Genomic DNA, 19,871 nt, shown 5'->3' with positions numbered 1-19,871 from the left:
AGAGCTCTACGGTATCTTTATTATGAGGAGCGTAAACATCTGTGTTCCAATTGCTGATCTTTGATCCATTTTTGTTAATAAATCCACTTTTTTCACCCAACCCATAGATGGGAGATTGGGGACTTTTTTTTACAGAAAAATAAATATGTTTTTCTAAATTATAGGCGACGGAAGGAGATTCTGTTTGAAATAAAACTTCCCCTTTTCTCTTAACACTCAGCCTAAAAGTCTCTTTTTCAATCATGACCTCATTTCCGTTTATCTGTAAATGTAGGCTGTGATCATTTTCCTCTAACGTTCCAGACATACACTCATGATCACCAACAGCAGCGATGGAAGGAGCGGCATCTACTTCACCAAAAGGATTTACAATGAATCTCAATGTCTTATCATTAATAAAATAGATACAAAATGTACCTTTTGAAAGTGTGCCTGTTAAAACCCTCCCATCCCACTCATAGGATAGAACGGAAGTAACAGCGTGACGGACTTCAGCTTTTTGATTTACCTTAGATGGCAAAATAGCATAACTTGTTGTCTCTAACATAATGGACCTTCCTTTGCTTTTATTACAATCCGTGATAAAGGGAACCACGGATTGTAAATGGAATCAAGCTTACTGCCTTGTAATTCTCAGCGGTTTAGAACACCCAACCACTTCAAATTGCAAGTCATTTATTTCACTGGCCACATTCAGTACCAGCACATCCTCTTCCTCTTGTACGGAAACTACGATTTTATTGCCGAGATGATCTGTAAGTGTTTGCTCAAAATCAGCTTCGTAATAAATTTTGCAAATAGGAGTATGATATTCTGTTATATCATTTCCTACCCATGAGCCTAGCTGCCTGCTATCGTCGACATTGAAAATCACTGCTGTATTCGCTTTAACATAAACCGGTATCTGGTTCACTTGTGCTTCTGCAGTAGTAAGGACTGGTCCGCTCACCTTTTCATTTGTCCAAAGATTAAACCAACACCCTGCTGGCAAATAAACATTTCTTGTAATCGCACCTTCTTCAATAATTGGTGCAACCAATAAAGATTCCCCAAAAAGGTATTCATCATACAATCCTCGCAGCCTGCTGTCCTCTGGATAATCAACCATTAATGCCCTCATCATCGGCAGGCCAGATTCACTCGCCTTTTTGGCCTCCTGGCAGATATAAGGTAAAAGGTTCATACGGACATTGGCAAAGAAACGATACACATCAATGACTTGATTTGTCCCTGTTCTCTCCGCGATGTTCCATGGTGTCCGGTCTTGATTAAATTCAGCTTTACTTTCCGCATGGTATTGCATGATAGGACAAAATGCCGCCATCGCGGAAGAACGCATAAACAGTTCCGCCGAAGGGATTTCTCCATTGAAACCAGCCAAATCCCAGCTCCAAAAAGGAATCCCCGCTAATCCAGCATTTAAACCTGCGATTAAAGATCGTTTAAATGCTGCAAACGTTGAGCGTTCATCACCTGCCCAATGAGCAGGAAAATTCTGTGCTCCCGTATATCCCGCCCGGCTGAACGTGATACCATTATTTTGCTGGGCAAAATCATAATAAGCAGCGATATAATCATTAGGGTATTGATTGCGCATTTCACTGCCTGCTTGACCATTAGCAAATTGCAGGTTTTTCCCGAAAACAAATTCACCGCCATCGGTTTTAAAACCATCTACACCAATGTCGATTAAATATTGCCGTTTATTAAACCACCACTCCGTACCCTCTTTATGACTAAAATCCATGATTAAGCTGTTGGTAAACCAGTTCTCAGGAATACGATAGGGCGTGCCATCCTCATTTTTTACCACATAGCCTTTTTCAATCATATAGGCTTCATCTAAATCTTTAAGCGGATGCTTCTGTTTGTTTAAATATTTTTGAATCGGGATTTGCCAAAGGATTAGTTTTAATCCATTGTCATGAAGATAGTCGACCATTCCTTTCGGGTTTGGCCACCTTCCCCACTCAGGAAACACCATTTCCTCGTAGCTATGGCTTTCGTCAGGATTCTTAAGGTCGTACTCAGCATCATTGAACATGTAATAGGTAGCCTCATCACTCCATTGTTCTAGAACCAAAACGGTTGCTGGTATTTGATAGTGGTTCGTTGTCTCCACTTCTTTCCTTACGATGGATTCTCGATCCCAGTTATTACTGGACATCCATGGACCAAGCGCCCAGACAGGAATCATTTTTGGTTTTCCTGTGTCATTGGTAAAGGATTGAATGTTCTCTTTATAATCACCAAAATATAAATGAATCTTAGTATCGGCGATATAAGGCACTTGCTCTATCGTCATCGTACATTTATCTTTTAGCTCGCGAGCAAGATCAAATTTGGTATATAACTGGGTATCAATAAAACACCCATATCCTGAATTGGTTAGATAGAACGGGATTGGCATATAGGTTCTTGTTCCTTGATCACGATATTGGTTATATACAAAGCAATCAATCACTTGTCCGCGCTGTTCCATTGAATTATAACGTTCCCCAAATCCATAAAACTGTTCACTTTCCGGGCTATACCAATGAATGAGAAATTCTTTCACTTGCTGCGTTACGTCCGTTTTCCATTCGATGGCCGAATAGAGTGGATGGGTGGCTAGAATTCTTTCATCGCCTTTGTATAGTTCAATGATTGCTTGATCTAGAATTACTTTTAATCTGTAATCACCAGATTCCAAAATGGCAGAATTCGAAGCATTCCCTTCATTAGATACCTGCACATTTTGCTGCAAACAAATATCCAGCCCTCGTTCTCTAAAGGAAAAGGATAAACCATGTGTTCCTTCGGCTTCGCCAAACGCTAGTAAAAGCTCACTATCAGTTTGTTTAATTAAATGGAACTGTTCAACTCTATGATTTTCTAGGGTTGAAACCTCATAGTAATCTGACACCACCTGTTTTCCACTGCTAAGGGTGGCAGCAAAGTTATACTGATAGCTCTCATGAGACGGAAGTGGTGATAACTTGTTTTCGTATACTTGCGTATTATTTTTTACCATTGGTTTTAATACTTCTTCATGCTTCCATGTTTTCGATTCGTTTTCTATCTTCACGACAACAGATTCTACCGTCTCATCCGTCATAACCTGACAAGTTAACTGAAGGTACTCATCTAATGCTGGAGAATGGGGAATTCTCTCTGTTAGTTGTGGAATGTACACATTTCCATGTCCATATGGCGTATGAACAATTTTGTTTTTTTCCAAGTTACCTTCCGCTGCATAAAAATCATAGATTTCTAAGATGACATCGGCTAATTCATCCGACTCATTTTCTTTCCGAGCCATTTGCGAATAATAGAGTGCCTTTTCACGATCCGATTTTTCTAAATAATAGAGGGCAAACATAGCCGCGGCCGCAGAAGATGGATTCCTTGCACCTACAAATGGCAATAAACCGTTTTCATTCGCTAATTGCAAAGACATTCTCTGAACAGCTTCAACCACAACCAAGTCCTCCGGTGAAAATAATCCATACGGCATAACCGCTATCAGTTGGTCAACAGATAGGCTTCTTTCATTAGTCCCATTTAAGACAGAATCGCCTGACAGTAAATGACTGAATACATAATCTCTAATTTCCGTCATCGTCTTCTGTACCATGGAATGGTTTCTGACATTCTTCGTTTCAAGAAGCGCAGCATAGGCCATAGCTATATTTGATAGATAGATATCTGTTCTATCTTCCCCCCATATACTTGGATATGGTTTTGACCATTGTTCACATAAATACTCTGTAAATGGAATATAATCAATCGATAATAATGGGGGATTATTTGGTTGAAGTGAAATTTGCTTTTGCAGGATCCATACCCACGTTGAAATAGTGAAAAAAGAATCCCGCTGCAAATCAGGCTGATGATCGACTAGAAAAGTTTCTACTTCTATACTATTTCCTTTTAATTGTTCAAGATAGACAGATAGTAAACGAATAAAATCCTTTGATTGTTTCATGATAGTCTCCCTTTTATACAAAAGGATATAAGTGTCGGAACCACTTATATCCTTTTTTCATTTTATTGAGAAAGTATTATTTATTCAGTATTTGCTTATATTCAGATTCCAACGACTCTAATACTTCTTTTGTTGACTTCTCACCATTCAAAGCTTGTTCGAATTGTTTGTTTGTTGCGTCACTAATCTTACTCCAGTTCTCTACAACAGGCGGCAGTACTAAAGAATCTAATGCTTCAAATACAGCCTTCCTGTTTTGTGGAGGATTTTTTTCTAAGTAAGGATTCAAAATATCTTGATTCGTAATTGCTGGTAATTCCCATGCTGAATCTACGCGAATTTTTGCAACCTCTTCACTTGCACTCATAAATGAAGCAAATTTGTATGCTGCTTCCTTCTGTTTAGAATCCTTCGAAACCGCAAGTCCGTTTGCGAAGAAATGGTGTGCCTGCTTAGTGTTGCCTGCTTCAAGCTGTACATCCCACTTAAACGGAAGATCCTTAAACGCATCAAACATCCAGATTCCAGTATGAAGAATCGCTAATTTTCCGCTTTTAAACAAATCCTCCGGTGACTGACCAGACAGATCAGCAGGTGTTGGAGAAATTTGATCTTTTGTTACTTTATCCACCATGTAATTTAATGCTTCTAAATTTTCAGGGCTATTGATCGCGATATTTCCATCGTTATCAAAAATTTGCCCGCCATTTTGTGCTGCAATTTTAAAGAATTCATTCATTGTAACTGGAGCGAAAGTACCCCATACTTTATTGTTCTTATCTGTTAATTTTTTCGCAGCGTCGAGTTCATCCGCCCATTTCCAATCTGCTGTTGGATAGGCAACTCCTGCTTGATCAAATAAATCTTTATTATAGAATGTCAGTACATTAGAGAAGCTTTCGACCATTCCATATTGTTTTCCATCATATTGATAAGCTTTAAACGCCTGTTGATTTAATTGTTCTGGTTTAAAATCTTTGTCATCCTTGATATACCCTGATAGATCTACAAGTGTACCTTTTGAGGCATACTCGACGAAGTTTTCATAATTTAATTCAAATACATCTGGAGCCTTGCCGCCAGCAATACGAGTCTGTAATTTTGTGAAGTAATCATTATAAGCAGCTAATTCAGTTTTCACTTTAATGTTAGGATTTTTCGCCTCAAAGGCTTTAATCATTTCATTTAATTGTGTTTCATGGTCAGGTGTTGCCGAAAAGCTAAAGTAATTAATGACTGTTTTTCCATTAGCCTCGTCAGAATTTTTTGAAGAAGAACAACCTGCAAGAGCAAAAACTAGTAAAGCAATAATTGATAATACCAACAATCTTCTAATTTTCATCTTAACCTCTCCTAGCGTATATTTGTTTTTATTCTTTCATTCCGCTCATTGTCATACCCTGAATAAAGTATTTTTGAGCGAAAAGGTAAACCACTAAAATAGGAATCACGCTAATGACCACTCCAGCCATCATTAAACTCCAGTCAGTTGCCCAGCGGCCTTGAAGGAGTGATAACCCTAAAGGCAATGTCGCTAATTCTTCTGAACTTGTTACAATCAACGGCCACAAGAAATTATTCCAGGAAGACATAAACGTGAAAATTCCGAGTGTTGCGATCGTTGGTTTTACTAATGGCAGACATACCTTCGAAAAAACTTGAAAGTGATTCGCTCCATCCATAAAGGCAGCCTCTTCTAACTCCTTCGGAACACTTAACATCGCCTGGCGCATTAAAAACGTGCCAAATACGCCAAACATCCCTGGGACAATAAGTGCCTGATAGGTGTCTAACCATCCTAATTCTTTCATTAAAATGAATTGAGGAATCATCGTTACCTGAGAAGGTACCATCATCGTGGCCAGATATAGCAAAAACAGCTTATCTCTTCCTCTGAATTGCATTCTCGCAAAAGCATAGGCTGCCATAGAGCTAAGAACTATTTGTCCTACTGTAGTTAGGACGGCAACAAGAAAGGAGTTTCCCAGAAACTGAATCATTGGAAACATCTGTGAAACGGTTTGATAGTTTTCTACTGTTGGCTGCTTCGGAATAAACTCAGGCGGAAGAACCATGGTTGTATTACCCGATTTAAAGGAAGTAGAAACCATCCACAAAAAAGGAAGTAACATGATGAAAGCTCCTACAGTTAAAGCCGTATAAAAAAGTATCTTTTTTATCAGCCTAGGGGGATTTATTTGCTTTTTATTTACGATGTTTTCCACCTAATTTTCCCCCTTTTTCTGCAGCTTCATTTGAATCAGCGTGAATATGAATATAACAAGGAATAGAGCCCAGCTCATGGCAGATGCGTATCCCATTTCAAAATAACGGAAGGCATGATTATAAATATTTTGTACTAGTACAGTGGTAGCACCGCCGGGTCCGCCTGCCGTCATAATCATAACTTGGTCAAACACTTGAAACGAATTAATCAAAGAAATAATCGTAACAAAGAAGGTGGTCGGTGTTAAAAGCGGCAAGGTAATGCTCCAAAACTTACGCAATTTATTCGCCCCATCAATCGAAGCCGCTTCATAGTACGACGGAGAGATATTCTGCAACCCGCCTAAGAAGAGTACCATAATAAATCCGATGTCCTTCCAGGCACTAGTAAGAATAATACCCAGCATCGCCGTTTTGGGATCATTTAACCACTCGGGTCCTGTGACCCCCACTAGAGATAATAAATAGTTGATTAATCCATAGCTTGGATTGTAAAGCCATTTCCATACAAGCGAAACAGCCACCCAGCTCGTCACGACCGGTAAAAAATACACAGCTCGAAACAATGCCCGAAATCGCATGTTTTGATTTAGTAATAAGGCACTAGCGAGCCCAAGTACCATGACCAAGGGCAGATAGCCTATAATAAATAAGAAGGTATTTTTAAAAGCTGACCAAAAGCCTGGATCCTTTACTAGTCGAATATAGTTCTCAACACCTGTGAATTGAATGGACCCTACCAAATCCCAATTCGTAAAGCTGATGACTAATGACGATAGTATAGGAGTACCAATAAAAATTAGAAAACCCAGTAAATTCGGTATTAAAAAAATACAGAGCCAAAACAAGGTTTTCTTTCTTGTCATTCCAACCATGCTGCATTACCCCCCCTATAATCCTTTAACTTCCATTCCCTCATAGATTGGTTCCTGGAATAGATGATTAATAGCAAGTAAAGCTCCTCCAACCAGCCATTCATTATCTCGTAATCTGGAAGGAACAATTTTTGTTTGAATATCTACTTTTGAAAAAAAGTTTTCTTGAGAAATGTGACAGACATCATCTAAAAATAAATGACTATACTTCATTCCTTCACCAGCCATCACAATCTTGTCAGGATTAAGGGTGTTGATAAGGTTTCTAATTCCATAACCAAGATATTGACTCATTTCTTTCATCAATAGGATAGCAAGTTCATCTCCAAGTTCTGTTTGTTTGGCCACTTCAGAGAAAGAGAAATTCTCAAGTGAAGTATTTGGATAGTGGGAAAGTAAATCTTTTCCTTTATTTTCGAAAAAGAACTCTGATGCATACATCTCTAGGCAGCCATTTTGTCCACAATGACAAGGATATCCATTTACTTCGATCGTAGTATGACCAAATTCCCCAGCTCCGCCGATCGAACCATAATTAATTTTACGTCCAATCACAACTGTCAGCCCGATACCAGCCCCTACAGATACTACAAGAAAGTCATTACTCTCCTGCCCCTCTCCCTTCCATAACTCGGCAAGCGTGAATCCATTAATGTTCTTATCGACAAAGATTTGAATATTAGGAAACTTTGCTCTTAACATGTCAGCAATCGGAACATTATTCCAGCCTAACATCGTTGATCGGATAATAATTCCTTCATGACGATTAATTAAGCCTGAAGATAAAATGCCTATACCAAGTAAGGTTGAGATTTCTTTATTATTCTTCGTAAGAATCATAGGTATCTGATCGACAATAATATCGATAACGGCTTCTGGTGTAGAGTACTTATGAATGGGCACCTTAATAACGTCAATAATTTCTGCATTCATGTTCGTAAGAGCCAGCAGAAGCTGCTTCTCTTCAATTTTAATGCTGATCATTGATCCATAATCTTTATTGAATTCAATCAATTTAGCCCTTCTGCCGCCAGTAGAAGTGGATTCACCAGCCTCATGGATCAAGCCTTGACTCGTTAAATCCTCAATAATATAGGTAAGCGTTGAAACGCCCAAATCACACTGCTTTGAAATTTCGATCCTACTGATAGGTTGCTGCTCTCGAATAATATTTAATACTTTAAAACGATTAATATCTTTTATAAGTTCTTTACTGCCGTTCCTAAGGACACGCAATTGATTTCACCTCAAGCAATCACTGAATTAATACTCAAAACTTACTTCTTTCATTGAACGAATTAAGTATAGGTTTATTATAGTGTAAGGGTTCTCATATAGCAAATAGTTTTTTTATTGACGCAAAAATAAATTTTTTGGTTACACTCCTAGATTATCAAACGCAGTATTAACAGCACGAATGCAATTCTAATCAAACGATTAGTTAACTCCAATTCTACTAATCAAACGCTTGATAAAATAGCGGATGAACCCCTTTGTTAGGTGTATGGGGTGAGGGGCAAATCACACTCTTTTCAGTAATTACCGATTAGCAATCCTATTTAAATAAAGGAAAATGAAACTTTTCCAAAAAAAAGAGAGCGGCGAACCACTCACTTACTCAGTTTAGTGATTGAAAATACCCCTCTTTTTCGTTCTCCTCTTGCTATATTCACTTATCTTTCTACTAATTCTAGCTTCTCACCATTCTAGTTCTTTCAAGTTTTCATATGCTAAGGTAATTTGGGATTATACATCCTTGGAGTATGTATTTTGCACAAGAGCACCATTAAAGGTAATCACATAGTCCTCTTCATCATTTAATTTCAATTCCTCGATAATTGATTGAACACCGACAATTGGCCTTCCCGTACAGATGACCACCTTAACGCCTTTTGCCTTAGCAGCTTGAATGGCGTCATTTACTTCTTTTGTAATTTCTTTTCGGTCATTCATCAGCGTTCCATCAATATCGATTGCTACTAGTTTATACAAATCTTGTCCTCCTAAATCTTGGTTGTCAGTAAAGCATATAAGTATACTACAAGAAGGACATTTAATAATCCAGATAACTCTGTGTTCAATGGGTGTTCAATGTGTTCAATGGGGACGGTTCTCCTGGCTTTTAGTTATAACGATTACCATATGAACCGTCCCCCTGGAAACCCCTGGAACCAAAAGATCAAAGTTCCTTCATATAAACCGCTGTTTGTGAATGTGGCCTCATCCCCACTTGTTGATATAAGCGGTTTGCATTTGTTAGGCTATCACTGTCTACATACAAAAGAATCGTTTTTTGATTACGTTGGTGAGCGATTCCAAATGTATGTAGTAGCAACGCCTTCCCGATTCCATGTTTTCTATATTCACGTTTTACACCTAATAAATCAATAAATAATCCATCCTCCTGCATTCTGCTCATGAGGAATCCTACTGGCTTAGCATCCTTCCATACAATAAACCATAGGCTTGGATCGTAACCGTCTCCCTTTTTTTGAGAAATCCATGTAGAAAAATCTTTCTTGGTATACCCCCATGCATCCCGGAATGTTTCGTCGTATAGTGTGAATAGCGTTTCTTCATCATGATCAGGCTGAAAAGGTCGTAACGTTATCCCCTCTGGTAAATGGTGTTGGTTTGGCTGCTCTTCTAACTCGATTTTCATTCGTTCATATAGCCTGCTGAATTGATATCCCCGATCCTCAATCAATTTTCTAGCAGCAGTATTGGTAAAAGAAATTTGGTTCATTAACTTTTGCTTACCATCCTTCCCATTAGCTAGAACATGGGCACGCTCCTCCACAATTTTAATTAAAAGTGAACCAATTCCTTGATTTTTAAATTGTGGGTGGACAAATACACAGGTATCCATTCTGTTAGCCCCTGTTACCTCAACAAAACCATACCCAATGATTTCGTTCGTTGCAGAAAGGACAATCCATGCATCTGTTTCAATTGGAATGGAATTCCACATATCAAGTACATCAGACAATGTAATATCCGGTTCACCGATATCCTCGATATCACACAATGCCACCAAATCCGTAATGGCTTGAGCATCTTCTAATGTCGGATGTTTAATCATAAACTTCTTTTCCATCTAGTTCTCTCTCCCTTAAGCCAGAGTTATTACCCATTTATATTAACCTTCTTAATCTACCATTACATAAAACACTTAATAACGGAAGAAAAAACAAGAAACGGAATGTGCCCAGCACCTTCTTATTAATTAGAAACATCTATCGTTTTCTAGAGAATATAGATAAAATCCTCCTTCGTAAATAATGAATAGATTGCATATCGAGGGATTTCTAGAATGTGCCTAGATGTAGATACATAACCAGACTGGACAGAAAAGGCCATTTAAATCCTCAATTCTTTTAAAATATAACGTTCGTGACTGCTACCAAAACGCAGAAGCCTATTTACATAAATGCCACCAGAACCGTCCCCATGGACACCCATGGACAGCAAAAAATGAGAGACTAAAAGAAGTCTCTCAACTAATAACACTATGATTTTTTATATCTTCCAGGTATATATTTTTCACTGGCTTTGAAGTTATAGACGGGTTTGATAAAGGAAATAATCTCGGATGTTTCTTCGACTTTTTCTAGGATTTCATTCATCGGCTTATAGGCCATTGGCGCTTCATCAAGCGTTTCTTCGGAAACGGATGTCGTCCAGACACCCTCCATCGTTTTATGAAAGTCGTCCATCTTTAAGGTTTTCATTGCTTTTGTACGACTCAAGACACGGCCTGCTCCATGTGGTGCTGAAAAATTCCAATCCTCATTCCCTTTACCCACCGCCAAAATGGAACCATCTCTCATGTTAATCGGAATTATGAGCCGTTCTCCCTTTTGCGCAGAAACAGCACCTTTTCGTAAAATCAAGTTCTCCGTATCAATATAATTGTGCACCGTATCGAACCGATCAATCTCCTCAAATCCCATATTGTCGATGATGGCTCTTGCAATTTCTTCGCGGTTTGCTTTTGCGAATGCCTGCGCTATTTTCATGTCATGCATGTAATTATGAAAGTCCTCACCTTCCAAATACGCTAAATCATTTGGAATTACTGGATTCTTTTCTTTGTATACTTGAATGGCCTTTTGGATTTTTCTTTCTCGTCCCTCAGCTTTCAATTGTTCAATCATTTCGGTTAAATCATGTTGACGAAGCTTTGAGATTGCTACTTTTTGATAGTAGGTAGCAATCTTTGCCCCAACATACCGGCTGCCAGTATGGATCGTTAAATAGTGACTGCCCTCGGTATCAACAGAGGCTTCGATGAAATGATTCCCGCCCCCAAGCGTTCCCACGCTATAAAGACTTTTATTCTGACTCAGTATATGCTCAGCCTTAAACTCTTCTGTGGCTGGAAAATTCGTGTTAATAAATCTTGCCGTCTCATCTGAATGGAGCTCATTTCCGCTTGGGACGTAAGTTCGAATGACGTTATCAAGCTTGTTAAAATCAAGCTTTATATTTTGAAGCTTGACGGTCAGGACGCCGCAGCCGACATCGACACCAACAAGGTTAGGGACTACCTTATCCTTTAACTGTATGGTTGTTCCAATCACACAGCCTTTTCCAGCATGATAGTCTGGCATAATACTAATCTTTGTATCCTTTAAAAAAGCTTGATTACATAGCTCCTGTATTTGCTCAATCGCCGTTTCCTGCGGATAATTGGAAAATACCTTTGCCTCTGTTTGTGTCCCTGTTATTGTTATCACTAGGTTTCCCTCCCCCAAAAGCAGATTACAAATAGGCTACCACTTAGTACACCATTCTGACAACGAGTTTCGTGCGACAATTTAACTGAGTTTAATATCTGTTATTTTGTTTATTCTTATTACAATGTTTAATGCATTAGTTCTCAATCTGTTCTACATAATCTGTGTCTCTGTTTCCACGCAGTTGCCTAGTAATATGCTTGGAACCAGCAAAGCTTTTAGAATAATTTACATCTTAAAATCCTCCCAGTTCCAACACCTTTCGCCCTAAACAAACGTTTGATTAAAAGTCCCACAAACCCTTTTGAAAAACGAACTCTAGCATCATTTCAAGAGAATCTTTTGTCGAGGACAAGCCGTGCTTCCTTCGAAAAAACCTCAAAGATCTCCAACAAAAATGACTTTCTACAATTAGTAACAGGTTCTCCCAAAATAGCTTACTAATTAAACGTTTGAGTAAAAATGGAACAAATCCCGTTATGTAAAGCTTTCTCTATTGCCTCAGGCAAAATAATTGTCGGTAAATGGACTAACATATGAGCAGATTGAAAATTACTCGATAGTGAACATAAATTAATTTATTATTTTCTAAAAACCTATTATCTAAAAACCGATTAATCCTCGAACATAACCGGGGAGTAAAAGTTCACGGGAAGCTCTACACTCCCTTCTCAACTGGAATAATTTTGTGTATACATGGACATGGGAAGTGGATTAACACACTTCTCCATGCATCCTCCACCGTCAGGATGATGGTTATCTAGGTTATTTTTATTGAACCACTCTTATGCTTTCTACGGCGCAGGATGGTTTTCTTGTTCTAGAACATTCTTCCCTGCCGTCCCATCGGGAAGGTTCCTACGGTTCTTCCCCAATTTAACCGCCAAATGATTACAGCCGTCTACATTTTTCATGACCGCTGCTATACCAGAGAAATCTTATTTTACGAAGAATCCCGAAGAGAAAAAGCCATCAGAACCGTCCCCATGGACACCCATGGACAACAAATCTCTTATAGACTTAGTTACATAATTATTATATAATTTTGTTAAATATTTAATAAAACGAAGCACAAAATGGGGAGCACCACCGAAAGGGTGTTACCTTTTTTGTGCTTTTTTTTGTTAAAAATGAGAAAGGAAGTGGAAAAAGTGAAGGTAAACGGGGCTATTGAGACAGTAGAGAAGGATCAAACTTTATATGATTATTTAACATTAAGAAACTTTGATTTAACAAAAATTGCAGTTGAATGCAATAGAAAGATTGTTCCTAAAGTAGAATATAAGAATTTAATTCTTAAAGAAGAAGATACTTTAGAAATTGTTAGATTTGTTGGAGGAGGTTGACCATCATGAAAATGATCATCAATGGAAAAGAACAGGAAACAACTTTTCAGACGGCATTCCAAGTAAGAGAAAGTATAGGAAATCCTGATGATATTGTTATTTTAAACGGATTTCAAATTGATCATGATTCACCCTTAGATGAACATGATATTCTCTCTATTATTCGAAAAGGCATCATGCCAGAAGAAGAAGAATTAGAAAGCTTGATGATGGCTAGGCATACTCCATACGTCCACCAGAAGGTAAAAGAAGGAAAAGTTGCCATCGCAGGTTTAGGCGGTCTTGGATCTAATATTGCGATCATGCTGGCGAGAATTGGTGTTGGCAAACTGTTACTAGTTGATTTTGATATTGTTGAGCCTAGTAATCTTAACCGGCAAAGCTATTACATAAGACATCTGGGAATGCCAAAGACAACCGCTCTTAAAGAGCAGATAGAAGAGATTAATCCATTTATTACAGTCGAGACAAGAATGACTAGAATTTCAGAGGAAAATGTTAAGGAACTGTTTGAACGCTACGATGTCATTTGTGAGGCTTTTGACAAACCGAATGCCAAAGCAATGCTGGTTAATACGGCATTGGAGCAGCTCCCCGATTGTAAAATTGTATCCGGTTCCGGAATGGCAGGCTATGACAGCTCTAATTTAATACAGACAAGGAGGCCAATGAAACAATTATATCTATGCGGAGATTTAGAAAATGAAGCAAGGGTTGGCAGAGGTTTAATGGCACCAAGAGTGCAAATTTGTGCCGGCCATCAAGCTAATATGATTCTACGATTATTAGTAGGACAGGAAGAAGTATAAGGAGGATTTTTAGCATGCAAGAGACATTATTAAAAGATAGATTAACGATTGGCGGACACGAGTTTCAATCTCGTTTTATTCTTGGGTCAGGTAAATTTTCACTCGATTTTATGAAAGCCGTTATTGAATATGGAGAAGCTGAAATTGTCACTCTAGCCCTAAGAAGAGCGAATACAGGCGGCGAAGAGAATATTGTGGATTATATTCCGAACAATATTACCCTGCTGCCAAATACTTCAGGAGCAAGAACGGCAGAGGAAGCTGTAAGAATCGCCCGTCTTTCAAGGGAACTAGGCTGCGGGGATTTTATCAAATTGGAAGTAATTTCTGATTCGAAATACTTACTGCCTGATAATCAAGAAACTGTTAAAGCAACCGAATTGCTGGCTAAAGAAGGATTTATTGTGATGCCTTATATGTACCCGGATCTATATGCGGCAAGAGCCCTAGTCAATGCAGGGGCTGCTGTGGTCATGCCTTTAGGTGCTCCGATTGGAAGCAACAAAGGCCTATGTACAAAGGAGTTCATTCAGATTTTAGTTGATGAAATCGACTTACCTATTATTGTTGATGCCGGTATCGGACGCCCGTCTCAAGCATGCGAAGCAATGGAAATGGGGGCTGCGGCGGTCATGTGTAATACGGCCGTTGCGACAGCGAATAATGTATCCATGATGGCAAGCGCTTTTAAACACGCGATAAAAGCTGGCCGTGAAGCCTATTTAGCCGGTTTAGGAAGAGTACTTGATTATAAAGCTGAAGCATCTAGTCCATTAACAGGATTTTTGGAGGATTAATACGAGATGAGAAGAAAAAAAGTTGACCATATGCAGTATCAGGAAGGTATGGAAATCATACCATCTGATTTAATGGACAAGGTGTTAAAAACGGTAGAAAAATATAATTATAATCTATACACAGGACATGATGTTGAGAGAGCCTTAAGCAAAGAGCATTTATCTTTGGAGGACTTTGGAGTGATTCTTTCCCCTGCCGCGCTGCCATATTTAGAAGAGATGGCTCGGAAAGGAATGGAGAAAACAAAGAAGCACTTCGGGAACAGTATCACGCTTTTTACACCTTTATATATTGCGAATTATTGTGAAAATGAATGTGTCTATTGCGGTTTTAAAGCAACCAATAAAATTCAACGAGCTGTCCTTCATCCAAATGAGGCTGAAGATGAATTAAAAGCGATTGCCGCTACGGGTTTAGAAGAGATTTTACTCCTTACCGGTGAATCCCGCTATAAATCAGATGTTGAATATATCGGGAATACGATTAAGCTGGCAACCAAATATTTTAAAACGGTTGGAATAGAAATCTACCCATTAAATGTAGACGAATACGCGTTTCTAAGGGAATGCGGCGCTGATTTTGTGTCCGTTTATCAGGAAACCTATAATCCCGATAAATATGAGCAGGTTCATCTATGGGGCTCGAAACGAATTTTCCCTTACCGTTTTCATGCACAGGAGCGGGCTTTATTAGGCGGCATGCGCGGCGTTTCCTTCGGTGCGCTGCTTGGACTAGATGATTTTCGCAAGGATGCCCTCGCGGCCGGCTTGCATGCAAAATTGATTCAACAAAAGTATCCGCATGCTGAAGTTGGTTTCTCCGTCCCACGGATACGTCCATATATTAACAATGCAGATAATAATTCAAAAGACGTGCACGAAAAGCAGCTTTTACAAGTGATGCTTGCTTACCGCCTGTTTATGCCATTTGCAGGAATTACGATTTCCACCCGGGAAAGACCGGGATTCCGTGACCATACTGCCGGCATGGTGGCGACGAAAATGTCGGCAGGTGTGAATGTTGGCGTGGGCGGTCATGTAGAAGAACAAAAAGGCGACCAGCAGTTTGAAATTTCCGATGAAAGAATCGTTAAAGAAGTTCACGACATGATTGTCCAGAAAGGTCTGCAGCCGGTCTATACAGACTATATAAGGGTTTAGGTGAACGCATGCTCATTCATATTACCAATCGAAGGCTTTGCCAGGAGGATTTTCTGGAGAGAATTCAGCAATTAGCAAAGGGAAAGCCTCATGCCATCATGCTAAGGGAAAAAGACTTAGGGCTTCATGAATTTAAAGCTTTAGCCTTTCAAATGAACGAAATTTGTCAGTATCATGATGTCCCGTTTATCATCAATCAAAATATTTCTGCAGCAGCTGAACTAGGACTAGCCAATATTCATTTATCCATGTCGAATTTAAGAAAATATCAACGTGATTTGTGTTCATTTAGCGTGATTGGTGCATCTGTCCATTCAGTAAAGGAAGCAAAAGAGGCTGTATCCTTAGGGGCTGACCGTTTAATTGCAGGTCATATTTTTCCAACAGATAGTAAAAAGGGAGTACCTCCGAGAGGACTCTCCTTCCTGAAAGATGTATGCGATTCGGTCAGTATTCCGGTATATGCCATTGGCGGAATCAAAAGAACTCACGTTAAAGAAATACTAGGAGCAGGTGCGGCGGGTTTTTGTATTATGTCTGAAGCAATGACCAGTCCTCATCCCGTTGAACTGGCAAAGCACTTTAGCATTTGAATTATTGAAGTTTTTACGTGTGGGTAAATGAAGCATTAATTAATGTAATAACAGATGTAAAAATGCCAGAAACAAAACACTATTAAAGTTGCTTGTTAAGCTGACAGGTTTGTTGAAGAAGAAATTCATATAAAAAAGAGGTTGGATTGTATCAAAACACCTAATCCGCAGAAAAAAGAAAGCACTTGAATTCAAGTGCTTTCTTTGGAAACCCTAATACCCGATTAATTTGGATCTAGTGGAAGAATAGAAATCTTTTTACTAAGAATCCCAAAGAGAAAAAAAAAGCCATCAGAACCGTCCCCCTGGTACACAGGTACATTTATCGATAGATTTTGGATCCATCCTTTACAAATTCCTTTGCTTTTTCCTTCATACCTTCATCAATTAAACGTTCCTCGGAACCCCCCTTTTCATTAGCCATATTTCGAATGTCATGGGAAATTCTCATTGAGCAGAACTTCGGGCCGCACATCGAACAGAAATGTGCTGTTTTAGCTCCTTCAGCTGGAAGTGTCTCATCGTGGTACTCTCGTGCCCTTTCTGGATCAAGTGATAAATTAAATTGGTCGTTCCAACGGAATTCAAAGCGTGCCTTCGATAAGGCATTATCACGGATCTGCGCCCCAGGATGTCCCTTTGCTAAATCAGCAGCATGTGCAGCAATTTTATAGGTAATAACCCCTTCACGTACATCATCCTTGTTTGGTAATCCCAGATGCTCTTTCGGCGTTACGTAACACAGCATAGCTGTACCGAACCAACCAATCATGGCTGCACCAATTGCCGATGTAATATGATCGTACCCAGGGGCAATGTCTGTCGTTAATGGACCCAATGTATAAAATGGTGCTTCTTTACAAATTTCCATTTGCTTATCAACATTTTCTTTTATCATTTGCATAGGTACATGTCCTGGGCCTTCAATCATTACTTGCACATCATGCTTCCAAGCAATATCTGTTAATTCCCCTAATGTTTCAAGCTCAGCAAACTGCGCTTCGTCATTTGCATCCGCAATTGACCCAGGTCTTAGGCCGTCCCCAAGAGAAACAGATATATCATACTCTTTTAAAATCTCACATATTTCTTCAAAGTGTGTATACAAGAAGTTTTCCATGTGGTGAGCTAAGCACCATTGAGCAAGAATAGAACCACCACGTGAGACAATACCTGTAGTACGCTTTGCGGTCATTGGAATATAGCGTAATAATACCCCTGCGTGAATCGTAAAGTAATCAACACCTTGTTCTGCTTGCTCAATTAATGTATCGCGGTACACATCCCAAGTTAAGTCCTCTGCTACCCCATTTACCTTTTCAAGCGCTTGATAAATTGGCACTGTTCCAACTGGTACTGGTGAATTTCTAATAATCCATTCCCTTGTCGTATGAATATTTTTCCCTGTAGATAAATCCATTATCGTATCAGCACCCCAACGAGTTGCCCATGTCATTTTTTCAATCTCCTTCTCAATAGAAGAGGTTACTGCAGAATTCCCGATATTTGCATTTATTTTCACATGGAAATTCCGCCCGATAATCATTGGCTCACATTCTGGATGATTTATATTTGCTGGGATAATAGCTCTCCCTTTTGCCACTTCATCTCGTACAAAAGAAGGTTCCATATTCTCACGTAAGGCAATATACTCCATCTCCTGAGTGATCATACCCTTTCTCGCATAGTGCATTTGTGTTACATTGCGGCCTTTTTTTGCACGTAATGGGCTTTTGTTAACATTCGGAAAACATTCTATGTTTGCACGTGGATCTTCAGCACTTAAGCCATTATCCTCTGGCTTAATATCTCTACCCTCATATCTTTCTATATCTTTACGTTCTTCTATCCAAGTCTTACGGACTGCAGGCAATCCTTTTCTAATGTCAACGGTGTATGTTGAGTCCGTATAAGGACCACTTGTGTCGTACACTCGTACAGGTTCATTTTCTTCCTGACCAAAGGTACTAACAGTAGAACCTAAGCAAATTTCTCGCATTGGCACCTGAATATCTAGCCTAGATCCTTGTACATATACCTTTTTACTTCCTGTAAACTGTGATTTTAAATCCATTTTCATTTCTTCTTGCTTTTGCATGTAACTTCCTCCTTTTTTGTGTGCCGGATGAAGAGTTACAACGTAGTTTTAGACAATAAAAAAGGCCCTGAATGAAATTCAGAACCTGGAACTGCCATAAAAAAGTAGTCAAAACCTGCACATTAAAAGCGCATAACTTTGACACTACTTCCCTACGCTGGTATCACCCAGATCAGGTTCAGAGGGTCGAAGAAATTTGCCTTCTTCTCTCAGTCCAAGCCATTGGACACCCCTAGTAGACTACTAAAACACTATATTCAGCTTTCTTGTAAAGATTACCACATGTATCAAAATTATGGAAGACATTTCCCTTATTCGAAATGACTTGCTAGAGGTAAAGGAATAAATTCAACAAATAAATCATTTTTGTTTAATAAGCAGGGAAGTGCCAACGGCATCTTGAATATTGGATTGAAGATGATTTTTTTGGAGGAATTATATGTTATCTGATTTTGAATTGATGGAACATCATGTCAATGTGTTATTTAGACATGATACTGATAATCGAATGACAGTCGTGAATGAACCACCATACGCTGATGCACCAAGAATTTTTATTGGTGCCACTAGAGTGGGAAGTATAGTAAGGTTTCAAAATTCGTTGAATGAGAGCATTGTAGAGCGGTTAGAACAAATTATTGGGACAACTACTGGTGCTTATTTAGGAGAAGTAATAAAGGTTTTAAGTTTAGACCGACAAGTAAATAATTTATGGATTGGACCAGCATATGTGTTTCCTGATGCAAGGAACAGGACTTACACGAAAGCAATTAAAGTAACTCATAAAAACAAAGAAATTTTAAAACCTCTTTTCCCATATATATTTGATTATTTTGAGTATAAGCAGCCCTGTTTTGTAATAGTTGAAGATAACAGACCTGTTTCAATTTGTTGTAGTGCAAGGCAGACCTCAAAAGCAGACGAAGCAAGTGTATTTACACATGAAGCTTACCGTGGAAGAGGATACGGATTAGATGTTGCCAATGCTTGGGCTACAGAGGTAATGAAACTAGGACGAATTGCTCTTTATAGCACTTCTTGGGACAATTTCGCATCCCAATCTGTGGCAAGGAAACTACAATTGGTTCAATTTGGAACAGACATTCATATGAGTTGAATTGACAAAGGACTCCTACATGAGCTATAACAATGCTTTTATTGAATAAGATATTTCCAACGACAGTTATCTGTGTTTTTTTTATGGAATTAGCAAACCAATTCGCACTACAAATAGCAGAAGCATAATTAAAAAGCCATCAG

General features: G+C 38.9%; 14 protein-coding genes, 2 pseudogenes and 1 riboswitch. Of the genes and pseudogenes, 6 read left to right on the top strand and 10 right to left on the bottom strand.

Translation table 11 applies throughout. The features are described from left to right. From CHI06_RS26575 to CHI06_RS26535, 9 genes and pseudogenes are all read right to left on the bottom strand, one after another. Window positions 1-547, bottom strand: a pseudogene (locus tag CHI06_RS26575) (alpha-glucosidase); the annotation flags it as partial. A 69-nt stretch (window positions 548-616) separates the two neighbouring features. Next, a complete protein-coding gene (locus tag CHI06_RS26570) occupies window positions 617-3,967 on the bottom strand; it encodes a glycoside hydrolase family 31 protein (RefSeq protein ID WP_095251652.1) in 3,351 nt (1,116 codons plus the stop codon). 76 nt (window positions 3,968-4,043) lie between these two features. After that, window positions 4,044-5,309 carry an ABC transporter substrate-binding protein gene (locus tag CHI06_RS26565; RefSeq protein ID WP_095251651.1) on the bottom strand — a complete coding sequence of 422 codons (1,266 nt, stop codon included), beginning with the start codon at window positions 5,307-5,309 and terminating at the stop codon, window positions 4,044-4,046. Window positions 5,310-5,337: 28 nt separating this feature from the next. Then, entirely contained in the window at window positions 5,338-6,183 is an 846-nt protein-coding gene (locus CHI06_RS26560; protein WP_179292793.1) for a carbohydrate ABC transporter permease, read from the bottom strand. Window positions 6,184-6,192: 9 nt separating this feature from the next. Then, entirely contained in the window at window positions 6,193-7,068 is an 876-nt protein-coding gene (locus tag CHI06_RS26555) for a carbohydrate ABC transporter permease (protein WP_095251650.1), read from the bottom strand. A gap of 15 nt (window positions 7,069-7,083) precedes the next feature. Then, window positions 7,084-8,304 (bottom strand): ROK family transcriptional regulator, encoded by a 1,221-nt coding sequence (locus CHI06_RS26550; RefSeq protein ID WP_095251649.1) that lies wholly within the window; start codon window positions 8,302-8,304, stop codon window positions 7,084-7,086. 513 nt (window positions 8,305-8,817) lie between these two features. Further along, a pseudogene (locus CHI06_RS26545) lies at window positions 8,818-9,060 on the bottom strand (HAD-IIB family hydrolase); the annotation flags it as partial. A gap of 187 nt (window positions 9,061-9,247) precedes the next feature. Beyond that, entirely contained in the window at window positions 9,248-10,165 is a 918-nt protein-coding gene (locus CHI06_RS26540) for a GNAT family N-acetyltransferase (protein ID WP_095251647.1), read from the bottom strand. A 412-nt stretch (window positions 10,166-10,577) separates the two neighbouring features. Continuing rightward, window positions 10,578-11,807, bottom strand: a complete 1,230-nt coding sequence (locus tag CHI06_RS26535; protein WP_095251646.1) for an RtcB family protein — start codon at window positions 11,805-11,807, stop codon at window positions 10,578-10,580. Between the two features lie 1,142 nt (window positions 11,808-12,949). Here CHI06_RS26535 and thiS point away from each other — a divergent pair. The 5 genes from thiS to CHI06_RS26510 are packed head-to-tail and all read left to right on the top strand — an operon-like array spanning window position 12,950 to window position 16,513. Next, window positions 12,950-13,153: a sulfur carrier protein ThiS gene (thiS, locus tag CHI06_RS26530; RefSeq protein ID WP_218833121.1), complete on the top strand. Its 204-nt coding sequence runs from the start codon at window positions 12,950-12,952 to the stop codon at window positions 13,151-13,153. A 5-nt stretch (window positions 13,154-13,158) separates the two neighbouring features. Further along, window positions 13,159-13,962 carry a sulfur carrier protein ThiS adenylyltransferase ThiF gene (thiF, locus tag CHI06_RS26525; RefSeq protein ID WP_095251645.1) on the top strand — a complete coding sequence of 268 codons (804 nt, stop codon included), beginning with the start codon at window positions 13,159-13,161 and terminating at the stop codon, window positions 13,960-13,962. Between the two features lie 14 nt (window positions 13,963-13,976). Next, window positions 13,977-14,759 (top strand): thiazole synthase, encoded by a 783-nt coding sequence (locus CHI06_RS26520; RefSeq protein ID WP_095251644.1) that lies wholly within the window; start codon window positions 13,977-13,979, stop codon window positions 14,757-14,759. A gap of 6 nt (window positions 14,760-14,765) precedes the next feature. After that, window positions 14,766-15,920, top strand: a complete 1,155-nt coding sequence (gene thiH, locus CHI06_RS26515) for a 2-iminoacetate synthase ThiH (RefSeq protein ID WP_095251643.1) — start codon at window positions 14,766-14,768, stop codon at window positions 15,918-15,920. A gap of 8 nt (window positions 15,921-15,928) precedes the next feature. Next, window positions 15,929-16,513: a thiamine phosphate synthase gene (locus CHI06_RS26510; protein WP_095251642.1), complete on the top strand. Its 585-nt coding sequence runs from the start codon at window positions 15,929-15,931 to the stop codon at window positions 16,511-16,513. 322 nt (window positions 16,514-16,835) lie between these two features. Here the strand turns inward: CHI06_RS26510 and thiC are convergent, their stop codons facing one another. Further along, window positions 16,836-18,611 carry a phosphomethylpyrimidine synthase ThiC gene (gene thiC / locus CHI06_RS26505; RefSeq protein ID WP_095251641.1) on the bottom strand — a complete coding sequence of 592 codons (1,776 nt, stop codon included), beginning with the start codon at window positions 18,609-18,611 and terminating at the stop codon, window positions 16,836-16,838. Window positions 18,612-18,743: 132 nt separating this feature from the next. Then, a riboswitch (TPP riboswitch) is annotated at window positions 18,744-18,855 on the bottom strand. A gap of 195 nt (window positions 18,856-19,050) precedes the next feature. Between thiC and CHI06_RS26500 the strand changes: the two genes are divergently transcribed. Further along, on the top strand, window positions 19,051-19,728 hold the full coding sequence (locus CHI06_RS26500) for a GNAT family N-acetyltransferase (RefSeq protein ID WP_095251640.1): 678 nt from the start codon (window positions 19,051-19,053) through the stop codon (window positions 19,726-19,728). The last annotated feature ends 143 nt before the right edge of the window (window positions 19,729-19,871 follow it).

The sequence above is a fragment of the Bacillus sp. 7884-1 genome (genome assembly GCF_002272245.1).
Classification (GTDB): domain Bacteria; phylum Bacillota; class Bacilli; order Bacillales; family Cytobacillaceae; genus Neobacillus.
This window is presented reverse-complemented; position numbering and strand designations above follow the sequence as displayed.

Excerpts from the sequence above, each read along its gene's own strand:
- CHI06_RS26570 (WP_095251652.1), bottom strand. The coding sequence starts at position 3,967 with ATGAAACAATCAAAGGATTTTATTCGTTTACTATCTGTCTATCTTGAA.
- CHI06_RS26565 (WP_095251651.1), bottom strand. The coding sequence starts at position 5,309 with ATGAAAATTAGAAGATTGTTGGTATTATCAATTATTGCTTTACTAGTT.
- CHI06_RS26555 (WP_095251650.1), bottom strand. The coding sequence starts at position 7,068 with ATGGTTGGAATGACAAGAAAGAAAACCTTGTTTTGGCTCTGTATTTTT.
- CHI06_RS26540 (WP_095251647.1), bottom strand. The coding sequence starts at position 10,165 with ATGGAAAAGAAGTTTATGATTAAACATCCGACATTAGAAGATGCTCAA.
- thiF (WP_095251645.1), top strand. The coding sequence starts at position 13,159 with ATGAAAATGATCATCAATGGAAAAGAACAGGAAACAACTTTTCAGACG.
- CHI06_RS26520 (WP_095251644.1), top strand. The coding sequence starts at position 13,977 with ATGCAAGAGACATTATTAAAAGATAGATTAACGATTGGCGGACACGAG.
- thiH (WP_095251643.1), top strand. The coding sequence starts at position 14,766 with ATGAGAAGAAAAAAAGTTGACCATATGCAGTATCAGGAAGGTATGGAA.
- CHI06_RS26510 (WP_095251642.1), top strand. The coding sequence starts at position 15,929 with ATGCTCATTCATATTACCAATCGAAGGCTTTGCCAGGAGGATTTTCTG.
- thiC (WP_095251641.1), bottom strand. The coding sequence starts at position 18,611 with ATGCAAAAGCAAGAAGAAATGAAAATGGATTTAAAATCACAGTTTACA.
- CHI06_RS26500 (WP_095251640.1), top strand. The coding sequence starts at position 19,051 with ATGTTATCTGATTTTGAATTGATGGAACATCATGTCAATGTGTTATTT.